General features: G+C 69.2%; 18 protein-coding genes and 3 pseudogenes. 16 read left to right on the plus strand and 5 right to left on the minus strand.

The window, feature by feature from the left end:
* Window positions 1–68 precede the first annotated feature (68 nt).
* From ACFPZI_RS34285 to ACFPZI_RS34325, 9 genes and pseudogenes are all read left to right on the plus strand, one after another.
* A pseudogene (locus ACFPZI_RS34285) lies at window positions 69–167 on the plus strand (6-phosphogluconate dehydrogenase); the annotation flags it as partial.
* 543 nt (window positions 168–710) lie between these two features.
* The gene (locus ACFPZI_RS34290; RefSeq protein WP_381371071.1) at window positions 711–1,631 is read left to right on the plus strand and encodes an ATP-binding protein; all 921 of its coding nucleotides are present in this window, start codon (window positions 711–713) and stop codon (window positions 1,629–1,631) included.
* The gene (locus ACFPZI_RS34295) at window positions 1,628–2,143 is read left to right on the plus strand and encodes a hypothetical protein (protein WP_381371072.1); all 516 of its coding nucleotides are present in this window, start codon (window positions 1,628–1,630) and stop codon (window positions 2,141–2,143) included. The genes ACFPZI_RS34290 and ACFPZI_RS34295 overlap by 4 nt, the downstream gene beginning before the upstream one ends.
* A 224-nt stretch (window positions 2,144–2,367) precedes the next feature.
* Window positions 2,368–2,982 (plus strand): zinc finger domain-containing protein, encoded by a 615-nt coding sequence (locus tag ACFPZI_RS34300; RefSeq protein WP_381371073.1) that lies wholly within the window; start codon window positions 2,368–2,370, stop codon window positions 2,980–2,982.
* Between the two features lie 20 nt (window positions 2,983–3,002).
* Complete coding sequence (locus ACFPZI_RS34305; protein WP_381371074.1) at window positions 3,003–3,491, plus strand: single-stranded DNA-binding protein; 489 nt, start codon at window positions 3,003–3,005, stop codon at window positions 3,489–3,491.
* A 20-nt stretch (window positions 3,492–3,511) separates the two neighbouring features.
* Window positions 3,512–3,742 (plus strand): hypothetical protein, encoded by a 231-nt coding sequence (locus ACFPZI_RS34310; RefSeq protein ID WP_381371075.1) that lies wholly within the window; start codon window positions 3,512–3,514, stop codon window positions 3,740–3,742.
* Between the two features lie 330 nt (window positions 3,743–4,072).
* On the plus strand, window positions 4,073–4,831 hold the full coding sequence (locus ACFPZI_RS34315) for an IS6 family transposase (protein ID WP_381371076.1): 759 nt from the start codon (window positions 4,073–4,075) through the stop codon (window positions 4,829–4,831).
* Between the two features lie 66 nt (window positions 4,832–4,897).
* The gene (locus ACFPZI_RS34320; RefSeq protein ID WP_381371077.1) at window positions 4,898–5,107 is read left to right on the plus strand and encodes a hypothetical protein; all 210 of its coding nucleotides are present in this window, start codon (window positions 4,898–4,900) and stop codon (window positions 5,105–5,107) included.
* 86 nt (window positions 5,108–5,193) lie between these two features.
* Window positions 5,194–5,865: pseudogene (locus ACFPZI_RS34325) on the plus strand (ISAzo13-like element transposase-related protein); the annotation flags it as partial.
* A gap of 96 nt (window positions 5,866–5,961) precedes the next feature.
* Here ACFPZI_RS34325 and ACFPZI_RS34330 read toward each other — a convergent pair.
* Together ACFPZI_RS34330 and ACFPZI_RS34335 are read right to left on the minus strand one after the other, a co-directional pair.
* Window positions 5,962–6,372 carry a replication/maintenance protein RepL gene (locus ACFPZI_RS34330; protein WP_381371078.1) on the minus strand — a complete coding sequence of 137 codons (411 nt, stop codon included), beginning with the start codon at window positions 6,370–6,372 and terminating at the stop codon, window positions 5,962–5,964.
* A gap of 107 nt (window positions 6,373–6,479) precedes the next feature.
* On the minus strand, window positions 6,480–7,526 hold the full coding sequence (locus tag ACFPZI_RS34335) for a LacI family DNA-binding transcriptional regulator (protein ID WP_381371079.1): 1,047 nt from the start codon (window positions 7,524–7,526) through the stop codon (window positions 6,480–6,482).
* Between the two features lie 205 nt (window positions 7,527–7,731).
* On the opposite strand from ACFPZI_RS34335, the gene ACFPZI_RS34340 reads away from it, so the two are divergent.
* From ACFPZI_RS34340 to ACFPZI_RS34350, 3 genes are read left to right on the plus strand one after another with little or no spacing between them, the layout of a single operon-like run.
* Window positions 7,732–8,595 (plus strand): ABC transporter permease, encoded by an 864-nt coding sequence (locus ACFPZI_RS34340; RefSeq protein WP_381371080.1) that lies wholly within the window; start codon window positions 7,732–7,734, stop codon window positions 8,593–8,595.
* A 45-nt stretch (window positions 8,596–8,640) separates the two neighbouring features.
* Window positions 8,641–9,663: an ABC transporter substrate-binding protein gene (locus ACFPZI_RS34345; protein WP_381371081.1), complete on the plus strand. Its 1,023-nt coding sequence runs from the start codon at window positions 8,641–8,643 to the stop codon at window positions 9,661–9,663.
* A complete protein-coding gene (locus ACFPZI_RS34350) occupies window positions 9,660–10,505 on the plus strand; it encodes an ABC transporter ATP-binding protein (protein WP_381371082.1) in 846 nt (281 codons plus the stop codon). Before ACFPZI_RS34345 ends, ACFPZI_RS34350 begins: the two co-directional genes overlap by 4 nt.
* Window positions 10,506–10,573: 68 nt before the next feature.
* Here ACFPZI_RS34350 and ACFPZI_RS34355 read toward each other — a convergent pair whose 3' ends face one another.
* Window positions 10,574–11,458, minus strand: a complete 885-nt coding sequence (locus tag ACFPZI_RS34355) for a sugar phosphate isomerase/epimerase family protein (RefSeq protein ID WP_381371083.1) — start codon at window positions 11,456–11,458, stop codon at window positions 10,574–10,576.
* 16 nt (window positions 11,459–11,474) lie between these two features.
* On the minus strand, window positions 11,475–14,966 hold the full coding sequence (locus ACFPZI_RS34360) for a ThuA domain-containing protein (RefSeq protein ID WP_381371084.1): 3,492 nt from the start codon (window positions 14,964–14,966) through the stop codon (window positions 11,475–11,477).
* A gap of 245 nt (window positions 14,967–15,211) precedes the next feature.
* On the opposite strand from ACFPZI_RS34360, the pseudogene ACFPZI_RS34365 reads away from it, so the two are divergent.
* Window positions 15,212–15,388, plus strand: a pseudogene (locus ACFPZI_RS34365) (glycine betaine ABC transporter substrate-binding protein); the annotation flags it as partial.
* A gap of 31 nt (window positions 15,389–15,419) precedes the next feature.
* On the opposite strand, the gene ACFPZI_RS34370 reads toward ACFPZI_RS34365, so the two are convergent.
* Window positions 15,420–16,160, minus strand: a complete 741-nt coding sequence (locus tag ACFPZI_RS34370; protein WP_381371085.1) for a cupin domain-containing protein — start codon at window positions 16,158–16,160, stop codon at window positions 15,420–15,422.
* Window positions 16,161–16,386: 226 nt separating this feature from the next.
* On the opposite strand from ACFPZI_RS34370, the gene ACFPZI_RS34375 reads away from it, so the two are divergent.
* The 3 genes from ACFPZI_RS34375 to ACFPZI_RS34385 all read left to right on the plus strand — a co-directional run bounded on the left by ACFPZI_RS34375 (window position 16,387) and on the right by ACFPZI_RS34385 (window position 19,262).
* Window positions 16,387–16,908: an integrase core domain-containing protein gene (locus tag ACFPZI_RS34375; protein WP_381371086.1), complete on the plus strand. Its 522-nt coding sequence runs from the start codon at window positions 16,387–16,389 to the stop codon at window positions 16,906–16,908.
* Window positions 16,909–17,666: 758 nt separating this feature from the next.
* Complete coding sequence (locus ACFPZI_RS34380) at window positions 17,667–18,398, plus strand: hypothetical protein (RefSeq protein WP_381371087.1); 732 nt, start codon at window positions 17,667–17,669, stop codon at window positions 18,396–18,398.
* Between the two features lie 273 nt (window positions 18,399–18,671).
* Window positions 18,672–19,262 carry a hypothetical protein gene (locus ACFPZI_RS34385; protein ID WP_381371088.1) on the plus strand — a complete coding sequence of 197 codons (591 nt, stop codon included), beginning with the start codon at window positions 18,672–18,674 and terminating at the stop codon, window positions 19,260–19,262.
* The last annotated feature ends 495 nt before the right edge of the window (window positions 19,263–19,757 follow it).

Below are 19,757 nucleotides of genomic sequence, written 5' to 3' on the forward strand. Positions count from 1 at the left end.
GCCCGCACCCCGCGCGGCCGGATCGCCACACCGGCGGCATGGGAGCACCTCGGCCTCGTCCCGCCGCGGCAAGGTGGTCCCGCCGGCGGGCGGGAAGGCCCGCACTGAAGATGATCGCCGCGCTGCGCAACCGGTTCGGTGGCCACGCCGTCGAGAACGAGAAGTAACCACCACCTACGTTCAGGGAGGCCGGCGGCGCGCGGTGCTTTACGCCCACTTCACCATCGGCTGCAACGTCTTCGAGGGCGGGGAAGCCTGGGAGGACGAGCTGGTCTGTGACGGCGATGCAGACGAGGAGGCCGTCGTGGGCGCGGAGCACCGCCAGAAACTCGCGGGCGCCGGGGGCCGGCCCTGGCGACGGCGCCCCGGCCGGATTCCCCCAGCGCGTCCCGGATCAGGACGTGGAACCGGTCGGCGATCGGGTCCGATCCTTACCGGATGCGCGCCGCGGTCGATCCGGCCGCGGCACTGGCGCAGGCGCACTCATTCCGGGCCTCGTTACGGACATCAGGGTCGTTAGTAATTTTTTGTGAGCAAAGTGTTGATTTCAGCCTCTATCCGCGCCTAGCGTGGGACCTCAAGCAGTTTCGAACTGATATTCGAACTGAGGCTTCGGCCGTGCGGGTGCACGTCTTGCCGGGTGAGGACCGCGTCCTGTCCCTCCCCAAGCCCACCCCGAACCGCCGTCGGATGCGCCAGAGGAGAACGGCGTGAACAGCTTCACCTTCATCCCCGCCACCAAGGAGCAGGCCAAGGCCCGCATCGCGCTCACCGGGCCCACCGGGTCGGGCAAGACCTACACCGCGCTTGTCATCGGCACCGGGATCGGCGACCGGATCGCCCTGATCGACACCGAGCACGGCAGCGCTTCCAAATACGCCGACGAGTTCGCCTTCGACACCCTCCCGCTCACGACGTTCGAGCCACCCGCGCTCGTCGAGGCGCTCGCGGTGGCCGCCCACGACGGCTACGACGTCGTGATCGTCGACTCGCTCTCGCACTTCTGGTCCGGCTCGGGCGGAATGCTGGAGCAGGTCGACAACGCCGCGAAGCGCATCGCGGGAGGCAACACCTTCGCAGGCTGGAGGGAGGCCCGCCCCCTGGAGCGGGCGATGATCGACGCCCTGCTCGCCTACCCCGGCCACCTCATTGCCACCATGCGTACCAAGACCGAGTACGTCGTGGAAGCAGACGAGCGCGGACGCAAGGTGCCGCGCAAGGTCGGACTCAAGCCCGAGCAGCGGGAGGGCATCGAGTACGAGTTCGACATTGTCGGTGACCTCGACCACGACAACACCCTGGTGATCTCCAAGTCCCGGGCGAAGCCGCTCTCCGGGCTCGTCATCCGCAAGCCGGATGCGGCGTTCGCCGAGGCCGTCCTGGAGTGGCTCAACGCCGGCAAGCCCACCCCGAGCGCGTCCGACTACCTCACGACCGCCACCGCCCCGCACACCGCCTACGAGGAACTCCGCGGCCTCTATGAGGAGGTGCGCCGGCACAACCTGCTCGCCGCCGCCGTCCTGGACCCCGCCGGGGGTTCGACCACACTGGGCGAGCTCATCGTGCGCCGCGGCACCGAGGCGAAGAAAGAGGCCGGAAAGGGGACCGAGCAAAAGGGTGAGGCCGCGTGAACCTCCGGGACCGCGCCACCCGGGTCGTCGTGCTCAGGGTGCTGCGCGACGCGGTGGAGACCGAGTACCGGGCCGAGCGCCGCGCGGTTCTCCACGGGCTGCGCGCGGCTCGCGCCGAGCTCGCCCTCAAGTCGATGCGGGTGACCCTGCCGGATGACACCCCGATCGCCACCCTCACGCTCATCGACCCCCAGCCGGCGGTCGTGGTCGCCGACGAGGACGCCTTCACCGCCTGGGTGGCCGCGAACCACCCCGGCGAGGTGGAGACCCTGGTCCGGGTGCGCCCCGCCTGGCAACGGGAGTTCTTCGGCCGGCTCGTCTGTTTCGGCCCGGTCGCCGACCCGCACACCGGCGAGGTGATCCCGGGACTGGCGGTGGCGCCGGTCCCCGAACCGCGTTCGTTCAGCCTGCGGCCCGTGCCCGGCGGAGCGGAACGGGTCGCCCGGGCCTGGGACACCGGCGAGATCGACCTGCGCCGGCTGCTCGCCCTCGGCGGTGGCGAGACGCGATGACCACCGCTACAGCGCGCTCCGACAGGGACTCGCCCGCCACCCTGTGGTTCCTGATCTCACAAGCCGATCACCTCGGCTGCGGCCGCTGGAGTCTCGGGAACGACGGGCGGCTGCGCTGCGCCTGCGGGGCCGTCCTGTACCTGTACCAGCAGCAGCCGGCGGATGGGGCGGGAAGCGGGGCACCGGCGTCACCCGGGGCGCTCCCCCGCGGAAGGGAAGAGCGGATGACGCCGACTGAGACCGCGGGGCTCGCTGCCCTGGTCGCGGCGATGTGCCCGTCGATGCATCTGGAGGAGACCACGACGGACGCCTGGCACCTCCTGCTCGCCGACCTGGACGTCGCCGATACGCGGGAGGCCGTGATCCGGCTGGGCCGCAGACAGTCCCACATCGACGCCGCCGACATCCGCGCCGAGGTGCACGCGATCCGGGAGGAGCGGCTCGCCCGCGACCCGCTGCCGCTCCCGGACACCGACCCGGACGACCCGCACCGCTATCGCGCGGAACTCCTCGCGATCGTGACCGCGATCGCCTCGGGACAGCGCGTCAAGCGGACACCCGCCGCCCCGGCCCAGCCACCCCCCGCCCTCGCCGGCCGCTCGAGGAACGACCTCCGCGTCCACGCCCTCCGCGTGCCCTGCCCCTGGTGCCGGGCTGCCGCCGGCCGTTCCTGCACCATCCCCCGGCTCGGCATCCCGCTGAAGAACGCTCCGGCCCACGCTTCGAGACTCATCGCGGCGGGGCCTGTCGAACGAGAAGAAAGGGGGCCGGGCAGGGAGCCCGAAGACACCCCGAAGCGGCAGCGTTGTCGCCAGACAACCAACTCCCCCCGTCCGTAAGTGCGTTAGGAGCACCTCTCATGGTCGGCGAGACCGTCGTCACCGTCGTCGGCAACCTGACCGACGACCCCGAAATCCGCAACACCCCGTCCGGCGACGCGGTCACACACTTCACCGTCGCCTCCACGCCCCGCACCTTCGACCGGCAGAGCAACGAGTGGAGGGACGCCGACACGCTGTTCCTGCACTGCTCGGTCTGGCGGCAGATGGCGGAACACGTCGCCCAGTCTCTGGCGCGCGGCACCCGCGTCATCGTCCAGGGACGGCTGCACCAGCGGACGTACGAGACCAGGGAAGGCGAGAAGCGGACCGTCATCGAGCTGGAGGCCTTGGAGATCGGCCCCTCCCTGCGCTACGCCGCCGCGACGGTCAGCAAGATCCCGCGCGGGGGCGTGCCCGACGGCACCCTCTTCGACACCGCCCCGTCCGCGCCGAACGACGCGCCGGGGGTCCCCGACGGGGACAAAAGCGCCCCCCACGACCACGACAGCCCCACATTCCCCTTCTGACCCGGTTGAAGCATTGCTGGGTGATCGTCATGAATGTCCTCCCGCCAAGCGGCCAGGCACAGATCGAGGGCTGGACCCCGGCAGCCGCCATCGGCCTGACCTGTACAGACTGCCACCCCGAATGCCGGGACACCGCCCCCGAGGCCTGGCCGGACAACGGGAACGAGACGGCCTGTCGCGGGGTCCACGACGACAGCGCGGACGAGCCGTTCACCGACCTGGACTCCTCAAGTGCATCGGCAACGGCGTGACAGTGCTGCAGCGGGTGGCCGGATTCCCGGACCGGGAGACGGTCAAGCGGTTCACCTTTGGCCTGCGCCGGCGTCATGCGGCCGAGACGAGGCTGGACTTCTCGCTGTCTGTGCACACAGTTTCGAGAGCGGCAAGGGACCACGACCTCGCGCCCGACCGGTCAGAAGGCCGGTGGCGAGCGATCGGACCCGTTCGCGCGGCGACCGCGGCCGATTGACGAGGTACCGGCCTTTTGATCCGACAGCGTGCCGCCGTCGACAACCCCCACGGGACGACGAGGCGAGTACATGAAGTTTTTGGGCGTTGTCACGTTGGCTGACCGGCCTGGGATGATCTTGGAGTTGGTTGTGCCGGGGAGGGGGTCGTTCGTGTCGTCCGCGTCGCCGTCGTACAAGGGGCACCGGTACCCGGTCGAGGTGATCTCCCACTGCGTGTGGCTGTACTTCCGCTTCCCGTTGTCATTCCGTGAGGTGGAGGAGCTGATGCTGCAGCGCGGCGTGATCGTCTCCTACGAGACGGTGCGCCGCCGGTGTCTGAAGTTCGGCCAGGCCTACGCGAACGGACTGCGCCGCCGTCGGCCGCGGCCCGGGGACACGTGGCACCTGGACGAGGTCTTCGTGAAGATCAACGGCGAGCGGAAGTATCTGTGGCGGGCCGTCGACGCCGACGGCAACGTGCTCGACATCCTGGTCCAGAACCGGCGGGACAAGGCCGCGGCCCGGCGCTTCTTCCGCACACTGCTCAAGACGACCTGCTCGGTGCCGCGGGTGGTGGTCACCGACAAGCTCCGCTCCTACGGCGCGGCCCACCGCGAGGTCATGCCTTCCGTCGAGCACCGCTCGCACAAGGGCCTGACCAACCGGGCCGAGAACAGCCACCAGCCCACCCGGCAGCGCGAACGCGCGATGAAAGGCTTCCGCTCCGTCGGCGGAGCCCAGCGGTTCCTGTCCGCGTTCAGCGGCATCTCACCCCACTTCCGCCCTCACCGCCACCTGATGACAGCCTCCGACCACCGAGCCGAGATGACCATCCGCTTCGCGATCTGGGACCAGATCACCGGCGCTGCCGGCCGGCCCACCACGGCCTGACCCCAGGCCCGAAGCGCAAGCCCACCACGCCCCGACGCGCCATCAGACACTCACACACCCAACAACGTGACAGCGCCCTACAGCCGCTTCCGGCCGTGGGAGTTGCGCACCTTCGCGATGCGCATCAACGCCTACCTGGTGCGCTGGATCCGCCAGAAGTGCAAGCGGCTTGCCGGCAGACGGAAGGCCCTCGCGAAACTCGTGGAGATCGCTCAGCGATACCCCCGTATGTTCGCGCACTGGCGCCTGACGACGGATGCCGTACTGGCCTGCTGATCAGAACGGCAAGAGCCGTGTAACGGGCGACTGTTACGCACGGTTCTGTGAGAGCCGAGGGGTGAGATTCCCCTCGGCTACTCGGCAGCATCAACTGGCGCGGCAGGCCCCTGACCAGCCATGAAGTCGTGGTCAGCACCATCGGCGCGACCCGCACCCGCACCGGACTGGCCGTCCACGCCGAACTCGACCCCGGCGCCTACCCCACCGGCGTCACCGTCCCCGACGACGTCATGGACCGCCTCCCCCTCACCCCGCACCACTGGCACGGCAGCTGGAACTACACCCTGCGGCCCGAACCCCTCGCCCCGCCGCCTCCGGCACGGCCCGCCGAGTTCGGCCGCTTCCCCGCCGGCGACAAACTCCCCACCTGGCTGCGGCACCCCAGCCTCACCGGACTGGAGGCCCCCGCCTTCGACGACCTCGTCGCCCGCTACCGCGACTACTGCACCCAGCACCCACCGGTCCTGCTCCCCGGGAAACGCCCCGACGGCGGTCCCGGCGCCGGCACCCGCAGGCTCTCCGCCGCCGACCATCTCGTCGTCTTCCTCCTGCAGAAGCGCTGGTCCATGACACAGGCACCGCTTGCCGAAGCGACCGGCCTGTCCAAGAGCAGGATCGGCGCAACCCTCCGGGACGCCGCCCCCGTCCTCGCCGCACTCGGCCACACAGTGCCCACCGGCGGCCTCACCGTGACCTCCTCACAGCAACTCGCCGCGATCGCCGGCCACACCCCACCCGCCCCGCACGACCAGTAGATCCAGGGAATTATTTATCGACAGCTCCCTGGCGTACGGGGCAGGCAGCGTCAGCAGGGAAGTTGGAATACTGTTGCCGGTTCCGCGGTCCGATGCCTATTCGGACGGGTCCGGCCTGCGGCAGGAGACAGCCAACGCCCGCGGCACCTGGGAGATGCTCGGTGGTAGAGCGGCCCTGGACGTGGACCCCGATTCCATCGTGGCGTGGGGTTCCAGTTGCACACTCCGGGGTGCTGGCGGTGCCTTCAGCTCCGGGAACGCCCCCTCCGGTGCGCCTCTGCGCAGCGCCTCCAGGACCTCGTGCTGGACGTCGCCGTTGCCCTCGAAGCCGAGCAGCGGGTTCACGAAGATCAGGCCGGTGTCGACGCGCTGAAGCATGTGCCACCCCTCCAGCCGCCCAAGCGCCCGGGTCACGTTCGACCGCTCCACGCCCAGCTTGTCGGCGATCTTCTTGTGCGTGGCGCGCAGCCACCCTTCACGCTGTCGGCCGATGCACTGCGCGAGCACCCCAACGACTCGTCACGCCAGGGCCGGTGACCTGCACGAATCACGATGGAACTTCCTCACTGATCATGCCGCTGAACGGGCCGGATGATGATTCGGCACCCGCAGTGTCAGTGCGCGCCCCCCTCGGCCCTGGCCGGCCGTGGCGGTGGGGGAGCGACGCTGGCGCGCAGGACGACCTCACCGCCCATCCTCAGCACCCGTGACCGGGGCCCGCGCGGCTCGCGCAGGGCGAGTGCCATCACCTCCTGCCCCATGGCGGTGAGCGGGAGGGCGACCGTCGTGAGCGGCGGGGAGAGTTCCCTCACGAGGGGGATGTCGTCGAAGCCGGCCAGCGAGATGTCCTCCGGCACACGTACGCCCCGTTCCCGGAAGGCGGCGAGCGCGCCCACGGCCATCACGTCGGTCACCGCGAAGACGCAGGTGGGCCGTGCGCCACGGGCGAGCAGCGCTCGTGCCGCCGTGTACCCGCCTTCGCGGGTGAAGGGTCCGCGCACGATCCGCTCGGGTGCCAGGGTGACACCGGCCCGCGCCAGTTCGTCCCGGAAGCCGGCGAGCCGGTCGGAGACCGTGGTCAGCGAGGGCGGTCCGGTGAGTACCGCGAACTCCCGGTGCCCCAGGTCGAGCAGCGCCCGGGCCAGGGCCGAGGCGCCGCCCCGGTTCTCCGGCAGCACGGCGTCGACCCGCAGGCTGCGGTGCCGGCTGACGACCGCGACGCGTCCGCCCGCGCGCACGTACGGCTCGAGTTCCGCGGCGAGCGCCCGCTCCCAGGTCCGGTCCTGGAAGCCGGAGCCGATCAGCAGGATGGCGCGGGCCCGCTGGGCGCGCAGTGCGGACACGTAGGCGATCTCGCGGGCCGGTTCGCGGAAGGTGCTGGCCAGCATCACCAGCAGGTCCTTCTCCGCGGCTGCGCGCATCACGCCGGCGGCGATCGCGGCGAAGTAGGGGTCGCCCACGTCGTGGCAGATCAGGCCCACGGTGTTGTTCGACGCGCTGGCGAGTGCCTGGGCATGGGCGTTGGGGATGTAGCCCAGCTGGTCGGCGGCCGCGCGTACCCGGCTGCGCAGGTCCTCACGGACCCGGGTGGTGCCGTTCAGGGCTCGTGACGCCGTTGCGAGGGACACGCCCGCTCTGCGGGCGACGGCGTCCAGCGTCACATGAGCCCGTGGTTCCCGTTCACTCACTTGACCCCCCGAAACTTCGGGACGACCTATTGACCGTGCGGACTGGCAGTCATTAGCGTGGCGACACTGTATCAGAAAGCGCTTTCTGAAAGCGTTTTCTCGCAGAGGCAGAGAGCTCGATGAACCCGGCTGGTCCGGACGGCTCTTCCCGACCGCTCCGGAGACCCAGGAGTTGACCGTGAGTCAGAGCGCCATCAAAGCACCACCCGCGCAGGTGGCGGGAGTCGACAGGCGGAACAGCCCGAGCGCGGGGGAGCGGACGTCGCGGCTGCTCGAGCAGAGCTGGCGCCCCGCCGCCCTGCTGCTCGCGTGCTTCGCCGCCTGGTGGGTGATCGCCGCCGCCGAACTGGTCGAGCCCTATCTCGTCCCCTCGCCCGGCGCGACGCTCGACGTGCTGACCGGGAAGGCCGACTACATCTGGCAGCACACGTGGGTGACCACCTACGAGACGCTCCTCGGCTTCCTGATCGCCGTCGTCGTCGGGGTGTTCGCCGCCGTGGTGATGGTCTACTCGGCCACCGTCGAGAAGACCCTCTACCCGATCCTGCTGTTCGCCCAGGTCGTGCCGAAGATCGCCATCGCCCCGCTGTTCGTCGTGTGGCTGGGCTTCGGCATCGCACCGAAGATCCTCATCGCGGTGCTGATCGCTTTCTTCCCCGTCGTCATCTCCATGGTGACGGGACTCAAGGCGGTCGACCCGGAGATGCTCCAGCTCTCCTCGACCATGGGCGCGAGCCCCTGGCAGACCTTTGTCAAGATCCGCATGCCCGCCTCGCTGCCACATCTGTTCTCCGGCCTCAAGGTCGCGGTGACGCTCGCCGTGACGGGCGCGGTCGTCGGCGAGTTCGTCGGCGCCAACGAGGGGCTCGGCTATGTGATCCTCCAGGCCAACGGCAACCTCGACACCCCGATGCTCTTCGCCGGCCTGCTGGTGATGTCCCTGATCGGCGTCGTCCTCTTCGTCCTTGTCGAGATCGCCGAGAAGTTGCTGCTCCCGTGGCACGCCAGCCGCCGCGAGACCAGCGTCACCACCACGTACTGACCTGATGACCGGCCACATGTCCCAAGCTCACGAGAAGGATCAGCCATGACTGCGCGCAGACTGTTTCTGACCGGCCTCGTACCGTTGCTTCTGGTCGTTACGGCCTGCGGGGAGGAAGGCTCGGACACATCGTCCAGCTCCTCCGGCAAGGAGCTGGACAAGGTGACGCTGACGCTCAACTGGTACCCGTACGGCGAACACGCGCCGTTCTACTACGGCAAGCAGCAGAAGATCTTCGAGAATCACGGCATCGACCTCGAGATCCGCGCCGGCCAGGGCTCCCAGAAGACGGTGCAGGCCACCGGTGCCGGACAGACCGACTTCGGCTGGGCCGACACGCCCGCCGTCCTGTCCGGTGTCGACGCGGGCGTCAAGGTCAAGAGCCTCGGCGTCTTCCTGCAGACCACTCCGGCGTCGGTGCAGTTCTTCGAGTCGCAGGGCATCAACAGCCCCGCCGACCTCAAGGGCAGGACCATCGCGGGCACCGCCGGCGACGCGCTCTCCAAGACGTTCCCCATCTTCCTGAAGAAGAACGGCCTCGCTGAGTCCGACGTGAAGGTTCAGAACACGGACCCGGCCGGCAAGATCGCCGCCGTGATCTCCGGCAAGACCGACGGGCTACTCGGTTACGCCAGCGACCAGGGGCCCACCATGCAGAACAAGGCCAAGAAGCCGGTCTCGTACCTGCGCTTCTCCGAGAACGGGCTGAACTTCTACTCCAACGGCCTCATCGCCGGCCAGAAGGTCCTCGCCGGCAAGAAGGATCTCGCCCAGCGCATGGCGAAGGCGGTCAGCGAATCCTTCGCTGTCGCGGAGAAGGCACCGGAGCCGGCCGTCGCCTCGATGGAGGGCGCGAGTGAGCAGCTCCCGCCGAAGGAGGTCCTGTCCGAGCAGTTCGCCACGACGCTCACCCTCCTGCACACCGAGTCGACGCAGGGCAAGGCGCCGGGCGTCAACATCGAGGCCGACTGGCAGCAGACCATCGACGTCTTCGCCGAGGCCGGACTGGTGAGCAGCCCCAAGGCCGTGGCCGAGTACTGGGACAGCGCCACCGCGATGAAGGGATGACGATGCCCAGAAACACCACCGTGCGGGAGCCGGAAGTGACGAAGGACGGTCAGAGCAGCGGGCCCGGCAGCACAGCGGCGGTCGGCATCAAGGACGTCGCCGTCCGCTTCCGCACCAAGGACCGTGACGTGACCGCGTTGACCGACATCGATCTCGAGGTGCCCATGGGGCAGTTCGTCGCGATCGTCGGCCCGTCCGGATGCGGCAAGTCGACGCTGCTCAAGCTGGTCGCCGGGCTTCTGAAGCCGTCCGCGGGCGATGTGTTGCTGAATGGCGAGCGGGTGCAGGGGGCGCGCCACGACATCGGCTACGTCTTCCAGCGCGCTGCCCTGCTGGAGTGGCGTTCGGCGCGCCGCAACATCCTGCTGCAGGCGGAGATGCGGAAGATGCCGGCGGAGCTGGGGCGCCGGCGCGCCGACGAACTCATCGCGATGACCGGCCTGAGCGGCTTCGAGGACGCGCTGCCGCACGAGCTGTCCGGCGGTATGCAGCAGCGCGTCGCCCTGTGCCGCGCCCTGCTGCACGAGCCGCCCGTCCTGCTGATGGACGAGCCGTTCGGCGCGCTCGACGCGCTCACCCGCGAGCAGATGAACACCGAACTCAACCGCATCTGGCGGGAGACCGGCACCACCGTGCTCCTGGTCACCCACTCCATCTCCGAGGCCTGCTACCTCGCCGACCGGGTGGTGGTGATGAGTCCCAGGCCCGGCACCATCACCGAGATCATCGACGTGGGCCTGCCCCCGGAACGCGACTACACGGAGACGATGGGACGGCCCGAGTTCCGGGAGGCCACCACCCACATCCGCGGCCTGCTCGGCGCGGTCTCCGCGGCGGACTGAGCTTTCCGGGGAGCGAAGGAGCCCCGCACCATCCCAGGGATGGTGCGGGGCTCCTTCGTACGGGCCGGTCAGTACCTCAGGTTCGCCAGATACGTGTAGCTGTTCTGTGCGGTGGCGAACGGGTCGGCCGGTGCGTCGTGCTCCACCAGCCACTGCTTCACACCACCGCTGTGCGCCGTGTCGAACATCGCCGCGAAGTCCAGCACCCCGGACCCGACGTCGGCGATCGAGCCGTCCGCGGCCATGTCCTTGACGTGCAGTACCGGGAAGCGGCGGCGGTGCTCCACGAACAGGTCCTGCGGGTCGCTGCCGCCGCCCTTGGCCGCCCAGTAGACGTCCAGCTCGAAGCCGACCAGGTGGGGGTCCGTCTCGCGCAGCAGGATGTCGTACAGGTTCTCGCCGTCGACCACCTGGTGGTCGGCGCCGTGGTTGTGGAACAGCAGCGGGCCGAGCCCCGCCTTGCGGGCCGCGAGCCCCGCCTTGTTGAACTCCCTGGCAGCCTCCCGGAATCCGGTCGGTGTGTGCATCGCCGCCGGCAGGCTGGGCACGACGATCCACCGGGCGCCCAGGGTCCGGATGTCGTCGAGGGCCTGCGGCAGTCCGCTGCCCCGTACGGTGTCGTAGCCCACGTGCTCCAGGACCGCCCGCAGATGCGTTTCGTCGAGCATGGAGCGGATCGCGGCCGCGCTGTTGCCGTGTCGGCCGCTCACGCCGACCGTCGCGTAACCGATCTCCTCGAGACGGGCGAGCGTTCCCTTGAAGTCCGCCGCCAGCGTGGCCCGCATGGTGAAGAGGTGCATGCCGATCCCGGAGCGAGGGATGCGGCGGCGGCGCTGTGCGGCCGTGCCGTTCGCCTCGGCGGCGTGGGCGACGGGACCGGCAGCGGTGAGTGCCACGCCCGCGGCGGCTACGCCGAGGGCCTTGCCGAGGAATGCGCGTCTGGCGCCGTTCATTCGGATCTCCTTCACATCAGCCGACGTTGATGCGGACGAAGCCGGTGGTCGTGTCACCCTTGTCGTCGGTGACCGTGAGCCGGGCGGCGTACGTGCCCGGGCGGGCATAGGTGTGGGTGGCCTTCGCGGTCTCCTCGCCCGCAGGCCGGGCGTTGTCGCCGAAGTCCCAGTGGTACGAGGCGGCGGTACGGCCCTCGGGCAGACGGACACTGCCGGACAACTGGACGGCGAGCGGTGCCTTCCCGGTAGCCGGCCTGGCCTTGACGGTCACCTTGGCGCCTTGGCGCTTCTCCACGCCGGTCCCGTTGAAGTGCAACCAGTCCACGGCGAACAGGTCGGCCTTGTCCGCGGTCCACTTCGGGTTGGTGAAGACCGCGTACAGCTTGGTCGTGCCGCCGAGATTGGCCAGTGCGGTCGTCGGGGAGACGACGTTGCCCCAGCCGCCGGTGGCCGGCACGGTCACCTTGCCGAGCAGCTTGCCGGTCGGCGATCCGGCACGGAACTCCACGCTCCCGCCGATGCCGCCCGAACCGACCCCCACGGTCACGGAGTCGATGCCCTTGAGGTTGACCGGGTCGAAGCTGATCCAGTCGCCGTGCTCGATCTCACTGAGCCGCCTGCCGCCGGAGGCGTCGGTGCGGCTGCTCACGACCGCGCCGGCGTGCGCTCCGCCGGTCGATGTCATGTGCTCCGCCTCACGGAAGTTGGTGCGCAGCGTCAGCGAGGCCGACCCGGTCAGGGCGGGCACGCCAGGTGCCGCCTTGTCCTCGTACTGGGCGGTGATGCCGTAGTAGAGGTTCTGGCCGGGGCCGTGGCTGTCACCGGCGTCGGTCACGATCTCGCCCGTACAGCCGGTGTAGTTGTCCAGCGGGTGGAGATGGGAGTCGTGTCCGAGCTGCGACTGCACGACGACACGGGAGCAGTCGATCCGTTTGCCGTCCTCCTTGTCCTTGACCTTCACGGTGAAGGGGATGGTGTCGCCGAAGCTGAACATCCCGCCGTTCGGCGGCTGCTGGATGGTGACCTCGGGCCGGGTGTTGCCGACGGTGATGTCCTGGACGGCGAGGCCCGGCAGGTCGCCGGGTCCGGTGGCGGTGAGCCGGGCGGTGAAGCGGCCCTTCTCCTTGTACACATGGGTCGGGTTCGCCTCGGTCGAGTCGGTCGTCCCGTTTCCGTCGAAGTCCCAGGCGTACGTCACGGGCTTGTCGTCGGGCAGTCCGGAGCCCTCGCTGGAGAACTGGACGGTCAGCGGGACGGAACCGCTGTCGGGGGTGGCCGTCGCCTGGGCCGTGGGCAGCCGGTTGTCGGCCACGTAGTCGATGCGGTAGATGCCGGAGCCCTCGTTGCTGCCGCCCCGGCCGGTGCCGCTGCCGAGCCCGAAGTCGATGACGTACATCGCGCCGTCCGGTCCGAACTCGGCGTCGAAGGGCTGGTTCCACGTCATGTCACCGAAGACGGTGTTGATGGAGTGCAGGTCCCCGGCCTTCACCGGCTCGAAGCGTGGGTCGGCGAACGTCTGGTCCTGCTGCTGGATGGAGAAGGTCTTGAACCACTTGCGGGTCAGTTCGTAGGTGAACCACTTGCCCTCGAACGCCGCCGGGAACTTGCCCTGGTAGGTGTTGGCGGGGTCGTGGTCGTAGACCGGGCCGCCCATGGGGCCGCCGCCACCGATGCCGAGTTCGGGGAACTCGGCGGAGGCCGAGTAGGCGTACCAGACCGTGGCCGGCTGGGCCGGCGGGAGATTCGTCAGACCCGTGTTGTTCGGCGATTCGTTGACGAGGTTCGCGCAGTCGAACTTCGGTCCCGACGTCTGCGTCTGGAAGTCGTAGTCGTTGAACGGGGTGTTGTTGCCGACGCAGTACGGCCAGCCGAAGTTGCCCGCCTTCGTGATCCGCATGTACTCGACGGTGCCCTCCGGCCCGCGGTCGGGCCTGGCTGCACGGGCGTCGGGGCCGTAGTCGCCGACCAGCAGCGCACCGCTGACAGGGTCGGTGGTGATCCGGAACGGGTTGCGCATGCCCATGGCGTAGATCTCGGCACGGGTCTTCTCGGTGCCGGGCGCGAAGAGGTTGCCCTCGGGCACGGTGTACGTGCCGTCGTCCTGGGGCGTGATGCGAAGGATCTTGCCCCGCAGGTCGTTGGTGTTGCCCGAGGTGGCCTGGGCGTCCCAGGCGCGGCGGCCATCACCCTCGTCGATGGGTGTGAAGCCGTCGGACGCGAACGGGTCGGTGTTGTCGCCGGTGGCGACATACAGGCTGCCGTCCTTGTCGAAGGCGAGCGAGCCCGCCATGTGGGAGTTGGCCCGGCCCTCGCCGCGGAAGGTGGGGATGGTGAGCAGCCGCTTCTCGGACGCAGGGTCGATGGTGCTGCCGGAGACAGTGAAGCGGGAGACGTTGAGCTGTTTCTCGGTCTTGTCGGAGTTCAGCAGGTACAGCCAGTTGTTCTCGCCGAAGTCCGGGTCGAGGGCGAGTCCCAGCAGGCCGTCCGACTGACTCGTCATCTCGGGCGTGTACTCGAAGTCCAGCGCGGTCGTGACCTTGAGCGTCGACTGGTCGATGACCTTCACCTTGCCGGTGCGCTCGATGAAGAAGACCCGGCGGTCGGGCGCCACGGCCAGCTCGAACGGGTCGGCGAGGTCGCTGGTGGCCAGCGGGGTGCGCTGGAAGGCGCCGGTCTTGCCGGCCGTGCAGTCACCGGACTTGTTGCCCGCCGCCCACTGGATGCCGCCCAGCAGGTGCTTCAGGAAGTCCGGCTCCTGGAAGGCGGAATCTGCGTGGCCGCCGGCGGTGAACCAGGAGCGTCCGCCGTCGTAGTTCTGGCACCAGGAATACGGCTGGTCAACGCCCTCGTCGAGGCCGGTGACCCCGTCACGCACCTTGACCTGCGCGAGCGTGTGCACCTTGCCGGTCGGGTTGGTGCGCCAGTTGTACCACTCCTCCGTGCGCTCCCAGAGCTCGGGAAGGCCCTCGGTGGAGGGGTGCGAGCGGTCGAGCACCTTCACCCGGCCGGTCTGCACCGCCGGATGCTTGTCGAAGATCGCTCCGACCAGGCCCTCGTACCAGTCCCAGTCGCGCTCGCTCGCGGAGGCGGCGTGCAGGCCGACCCATCCGCCACCGCCCCGGACGTACTTCTGCAGTGCGGCCCGCTGTGCGGCGTCGAGGAGGTCGCCGCTCTCCGGGGTGGAGTTGGTGTTGTTGAAGACTATCGCCTGGAAGCGGGCGAGGTTCACGTCGGTGAACGCCGAGGCGTCGTCGGTGGCCTCGACCTCGAAGCCGTTCTCGCTGCCGAGCTTCTTGACGGCCTCGATACCGGCGGGGATCGAGTCGTGGGTGAAGTTGGTGACCTTGGAGAAGACGAGTACGCGGTAGGGCGCTGCTTCGGCACGGGGTGACAGGGTCACTCCGAGGCCGAGGAGCAGCGCCAGCAGTGCGGTGATGACGGAGACGGGGGAGATCGCGGTGCGAAGGGCTCTCGGCCGTTCATGCCGTCTGGGGTGATGATCAGTCATGGCGCTCCCGGTGCTGGTAGGTCCTGCCGCAGGCTGAGAAAGCGCTTTCTGGGTACGCCGCACAGCGTAGATTCCGGCGTTGCGGGGGGTCAATGGGTCGGAAGCGCGCAGTGTGGCACGGCAGTTGGGGCCCTGTCGGTGGCAGGTCGTACGGTTGCGCCATGGCCACTGCCGACGATGTACGAAGGATCGCGCTCGGTCTGCCCGGAGCGATCGAGAAGCTCGCATGGGGCATGTCCACGTTCCGTCTGGAGGCGGGCGGACAGGGTGCCACCCGTGCACTGGCCGCGCTCAACACCGTCCTCACCACAGCCGACCTGGCACGGCTCAACGGGCAGGTCGACAGCTGGCGGCGGCTGCCGGAAGACGTGGCGCGCGACTACCTGGAGTCCAGGAAGCTCCTGGCGCCCTCGGGGGAGTGAGGCGGCCGGGCTGGGACCGGGGCGCCGTCGCTCAGCCGATGTCGTACACGTCGAGGCGGCCGCACATACCGAACCGGCCCCGGGCGGTCGGCTGTTCGGTCCGCAGTCTCGCCTGCGCAAGATGCTCCGCGTCGCCGCGCTCGAGGCGGTCGAGCTGTGCGCCGGTCGCCGCGGACGCGGCGGCCGCCCCGTCCCGCCAGCGTCCGCGCCACCGGCCGACCAATGGCCGCACCAGCGCCGCGGCGGCCCGGTGGAACGCCGCCAGCGGCTCCGGATCCCCGGCCTCGGTCGCCTTGCGCAGTGCCGCGAAACCCTCAAGGGCCAGATCACGGCGGTGGCGGGCCGCGGCTTCCAACTCCTCCTCGGAGCCCGCCTCCGGCAGGGTGACGGCCGCACGGTAGGCGACGAGGTCGGCGAGCAGATGCGGCGGCAGCGTCAGCGCCGCGTCGCCCGCCTCCGGCAGACCACAGTTCTGCATCAGCACGACGATGGTCAGGCCTCCCTCGTTGACCAGCCGGTGGATCGTGCCCGGTGTGAACCACACCAGCGCGCCCGGCGTCAGCTCGGTCTGCTCGAACCCGGATGCCGTCAGGGTCTGCACCGTGCCCCGGCCGCCGGTCACGGCGTACCCCTCCGAACAGCTCAGATGGACATGGGGCGTGCCGCCGCGCAGGCCGTCGGCGGCCGGCCAGTCGTACACCCGCAGCCGGGAGACGCCGATCCCGCCGGGCAGGCCGTCGTACGCGACGGATGTGTCGGCCCTGCTCGCCATGGGGAACTCCTTCGGTCGGCCGGGGCGCAGGCCGGGAGGCGACGGCACAACAGGGCGGCAAGCGCTTTCTGTCTGGAAGCTAGACCCTCCCGGCGAAACGGTCAAGAGCCCGTGCGTGCGCCGCCCTGTGTGTGCGACATCCCGTGAGTTTCCCTGAGCCCCGCTGACGTCCTGTCCCCGTGGCCAGGGGGTTCCACCTCTTCCTGGGGACTCCTCGTCGAGTGACGTGACTTCGGGATTCTTGAAGCGGCTGTACGTGTTCTTCGCCTTGGAAGTCGGCACGCGCACCGTGCGCATCCTCGGCGTCACCGCCCACCCCACCGCGGCCTGGGCCACCCAGCTCGCCCGAAACCTCATGGCCGACCTCGGCGGCCGCGCCGCCGGCTTCCGTTACCTGCTGCGTGACCGCGACAGCCGCTACCCCCAGGCGTTCGATGCCGTCTTCACCGCCGACGGCATCGAGATCCTCAAGACCACACCGCAGGCACCAAGGATGAACGCGTACGCCGAGAGGTTCATACGCACCGCACGAGCCGAGTGCACGGATCGTCTGCTGATCTGCAACGATCAGCACCTGCGGCACGTCCTCGCCGAGTACGCCGAGCGCTACGACTCCAGTCGGCCGCACAGAGCCCTGGACCTGCGCGCCCCAGCCGACGGCGTGGACGTCATCGCCTTTCCCGCGCAGCGGATCCAGCGCCACGACATCCTCGGCGGGCTCATCCACGAGTACCGCAACGCCGCCTGACGAAGATCACGAGAGCTGGCGAATGCCCAGGTCAGCGCATATGCGGGACTTTGGGAGCCTCACAAGCGGATGGGTGAGCAGGGAAGCGCGAAGGGGCCTGGCACCGGACACACCGGCCCGGGTGCCCGCGATTGGCTCGCGGCGACAGGCATCATGTCCCTGACCTGCTCGCGTGGTGGCGCGTGGGACCTGTCGGCCCAGAAATCGAATGCGGGATGGATCGTGCTGGACAGTCCCGCCCCCACGTTATGTTTTCCGCGGTCCTGCAAGAGGGCCGCTGGCCTCCGGGCCCGGCATGACTGTGTCCCCCTGTCGAACGGATGACCTGGGGGGTGGTGTCACCGGGCCCGGAAGGTGCCGTCGGAGACGCTGATGAGAGGTCCGGCCGCCACCCGGTCCGGTGCAATGCCGGACAGCTCGCGGGCTCGAGCACCCCGCCCGCCACCCGGCAGCACAACGGGAATACCGGTTTCCCCCGATGTGTCAACGAACGACACGCTGCGGCTGCGGCTGTAAGTGGGCAGACGCCTGAAAAGTCCCCCGGATGGCGTATCGGTGCATCAAGTCTATTACAGGAAAAGTCATCTGGTTTCCCGTCAGCGCGCCATGGCGCGGTACGCAGACGTCCCCCTATGACCCGATTGGAGTCAATCTACCGGCTTTCCCTAATGTCCCGATATGACAGATATGGGAATCGGTCAGTACGTTCATCATGAGTCGGCTGGCCAGCCGACTTCCCGAGACAGGAGAAGCGCGTGATGATTACCCGTCCCACCGTCGCTACAGCGGCCGCCGTGGCCCTGGCCGTCACCGGTATCACCTACGCCTCGGTGTCCGCCTACGAGCCGGCCCAGGCCGCCCCCGGGGTCCAGCAGGCAGCCGCCCCCGTACCCGCCTCGGCCCCCACGGGTGGCGACTCCGGCAAGGACAACGGAGGCAAGGACAGCGAAGGTGGCGACTCCGGCAAGGACAACGGAGGCAAGGACAGCGAAGGTGGCGACTCCGGCAAGGACAACGGAGGCAAGGGCGACGAAGGTGGCGACTCCGGCAAGGACAACGGAGGCAAGGACAGCGAAGGTGGCGACTCCGGCAAGGACAACGGAGGCAAGGACAACGGAGGCAAGGACAGCGAAGGTGGCGACTCCGAAGGCGAGGACCACGAAGGCCGGGGCTTCGAAGGCCGGATCCACATCAACGAGCGTTCCTACTCGGCCGCCCCGGGCGGCTGCATCACCGTCGTGAGCGGCCTGGGCTCCCGCAGCCTGAACATCCGCAACGACAGCCGGAGGACCGTCGAGGTCTTCCGCGGAGCCACCTGCGACAACGGAGCCCCCATCGCCACCGTCGGACCACACAGCTCCAGCGACGGCGTGCGCCCCCGCCACGTCAAGGGCGGCGTCTTCGTCAAGAACGGAGTGGTGGGCAGCTTCCGGGTCGTCAAACGCCACTTCGGCGAATTCGGCGGGAACGACGGATTCGGCGGACGCTGACCGAACCGCCACCCCGGCACAGCACAAAGACCCTGGCCCGCTGGAATCGGGCCGGGGTCTCCCAGTCGCATTCCACCCTGAAACCCCGCTTTCACCTACCCGCCCGGGCGCCCCATCATAAATCCGGACAACGACGCCCTGTCAGCCCAGCCCCCTCCTCCTCGGTCTCAACTGACCTGGGGTCTATCAGGAATCAGGCTCTGACAAGATTTTCGTAGCCGTTGATCGATCTTGTGGTTCTGGCCCTGGCTGATGTTTTGGTGAGGCAGGCTGGTGGCGTGTGATGTCGAGCTGACGGGGCTGCTTCCTGCACTGGCCGGAGTGCTGGTCGACGGGGTGGAGACCGGCCCGTCCCCGGTCCGGATCATGGTACGGACCCCGGCGGGGGCCATGGTGACCTGCCCGGACCGCGGACAGGAATCGGAGTGGGAGCACAGCCGCTACGTGCGGCATGTCGCCGACGAGGCCATCGGGGGCAGACCAGCGATGATCGACATCTCGGTGCGCCGTCTGTACTGCGAGAACCCCGGCTGCTCCAGGACCACGTTCGTCGAGCAGGTTCCTGGGCTGACGGCGCGTTACCGGCGGCGGCCCCCGGCCCTGCAGCAGGTCGTCGCCGCTGTCGCCACCGCTCTGTCGGGACGGGCCGGAGCCCGTCTCCTGGTTCATCTGCACCAGGTGCTGTCCTGGTCCAGCACGCTGACCTGCCGGTTGCGCATCCCGCTGCCCGACCGGGAGGTACCCGAGGTCCTGGGCATCGACGACTTCGCTCTGCGCCGGGGCACCGGTACGCCACGATCATCATCGACGCCGTCAGCCGGGACCGGATCGATGTCCTGCCCGACCGGAAGGCGGAGACGGTGACCGGGTGTCTACGCGCGCACCCGGGCATCGAGGTGGTCTGCCGGGACGGCTCGGCCGGCTATGCGCAGGCCGTGCTCCGTCACGTGCGGCGGTCTTTGGGGGCTCGGTGGCGGCCGGACGAATGCCGACCCGGCGGGCGGTTGAGCCGCGTGCCGGCGCGTGAACTTGGTACTTGCCCTGTCGCCTTGCAGAGAGTCGACAAGGCGAGAGTGGCCGTGGCGGGGAGTGATCCTGGTCCTGCCCCATGGAGGAGATGCCCTGTCGGAGTGAAACCGGCAGGTTCTTCGTCTGCTGGTGGTACGACGACGACACATCGTCGGCTGGTGCACATGGTGCAGCTCGGTGCCCGGAGCGGCTTGCCGGTCCGGGAATGGTCCGGATCTTGGTCGAAGAGCGGTGCCGTGACATCGGTTTGGTTCGGGGGAGGGGCGGCCAAGTACGGCGGGGACGCCCTGTACACGCTTCTGCTGTTCGCCCTCGTCCTTCTCGTGGCGC

Source organism: Streptomyces chlorus (assembly GCF_042655885.1).
Taxonomy (GTDB): domain Bacteria; phylum Actinomycetota; class Actinomycetes; order Streptomycetales; family Streptomycetaceae; genus Streptomyces; species Streptomyces chlorus.

Excerpts from the sequence above, each read along its gene's own strand:
- ACFPZI_RS34300 (WP_381371073.1), top strand. The coding sequence starts at position 2,368 with ATGACGCCGACTGAGACCGCGGGGCTCGCTGCCCTGGTCGCGGCGATG.
- ACFPZI_RS34305 (WP_381371074.1), top strand. The coding sequence starts at position 3,003 with ATGGTCGGCGAGACCGTCGTCACCGTCGTCGGCAACCTGACCGACGAC.
- ACFPZI_RS34315 (WP_381371076.1), top strand. The coding sequence starts at position 4,073 with ATGATCTTGGAGTTGGTTGTGCCGGGGAGGGGGTCGTTCGTGTCGTCC.
- ACFPZI_RS34345 (WP_381371081.1), top strand. The coding sequence starts at position 8,641 with ATGACTGCGCGCAGACTGTTTCTGACCGGCCTCGTACCGTTGCTTCTG.
- ACFPZI_RS34350 (WP_381371082.1), top strand. The coding sequence starts at position 9,660 with ATGACGATGCCCAGAAACACCACCGTGCGGGAGCCGGAAGTGACGAAG.
- ACFPZI_RS34355 (WP_381371083.1), bottom strand. The coding sequence starts at position 11,458 with ATGAACGGCGCCAGACGCGCATTCCTCGGCAAGGCCCTCGGCGTAGCC.
- ACFPZI_RS34360 (WP_381371084.1), bottom strand. The coding sequence starts at position 14,966 with ATGACTGATCATCACCCCAGACGGCATGAACGGCCGAGAGCCCTTCGC.
- ACFPZI_RS34370 (WP_381371085.1), bottom strand. The coding sequence starts at position 16,160 with ATGGCGAGCAGGGCCGACACATCCGTCGCGTACGACGGCCTGCCCGGC.
- ACFPZI_RS34380 (WP_381371087.1), top strand. The coding sequence starts at position 17,667 with ATGATTACCCGTCCCACCGTCGCTACAGCGGCCGCCGTGGCCCTGGCC.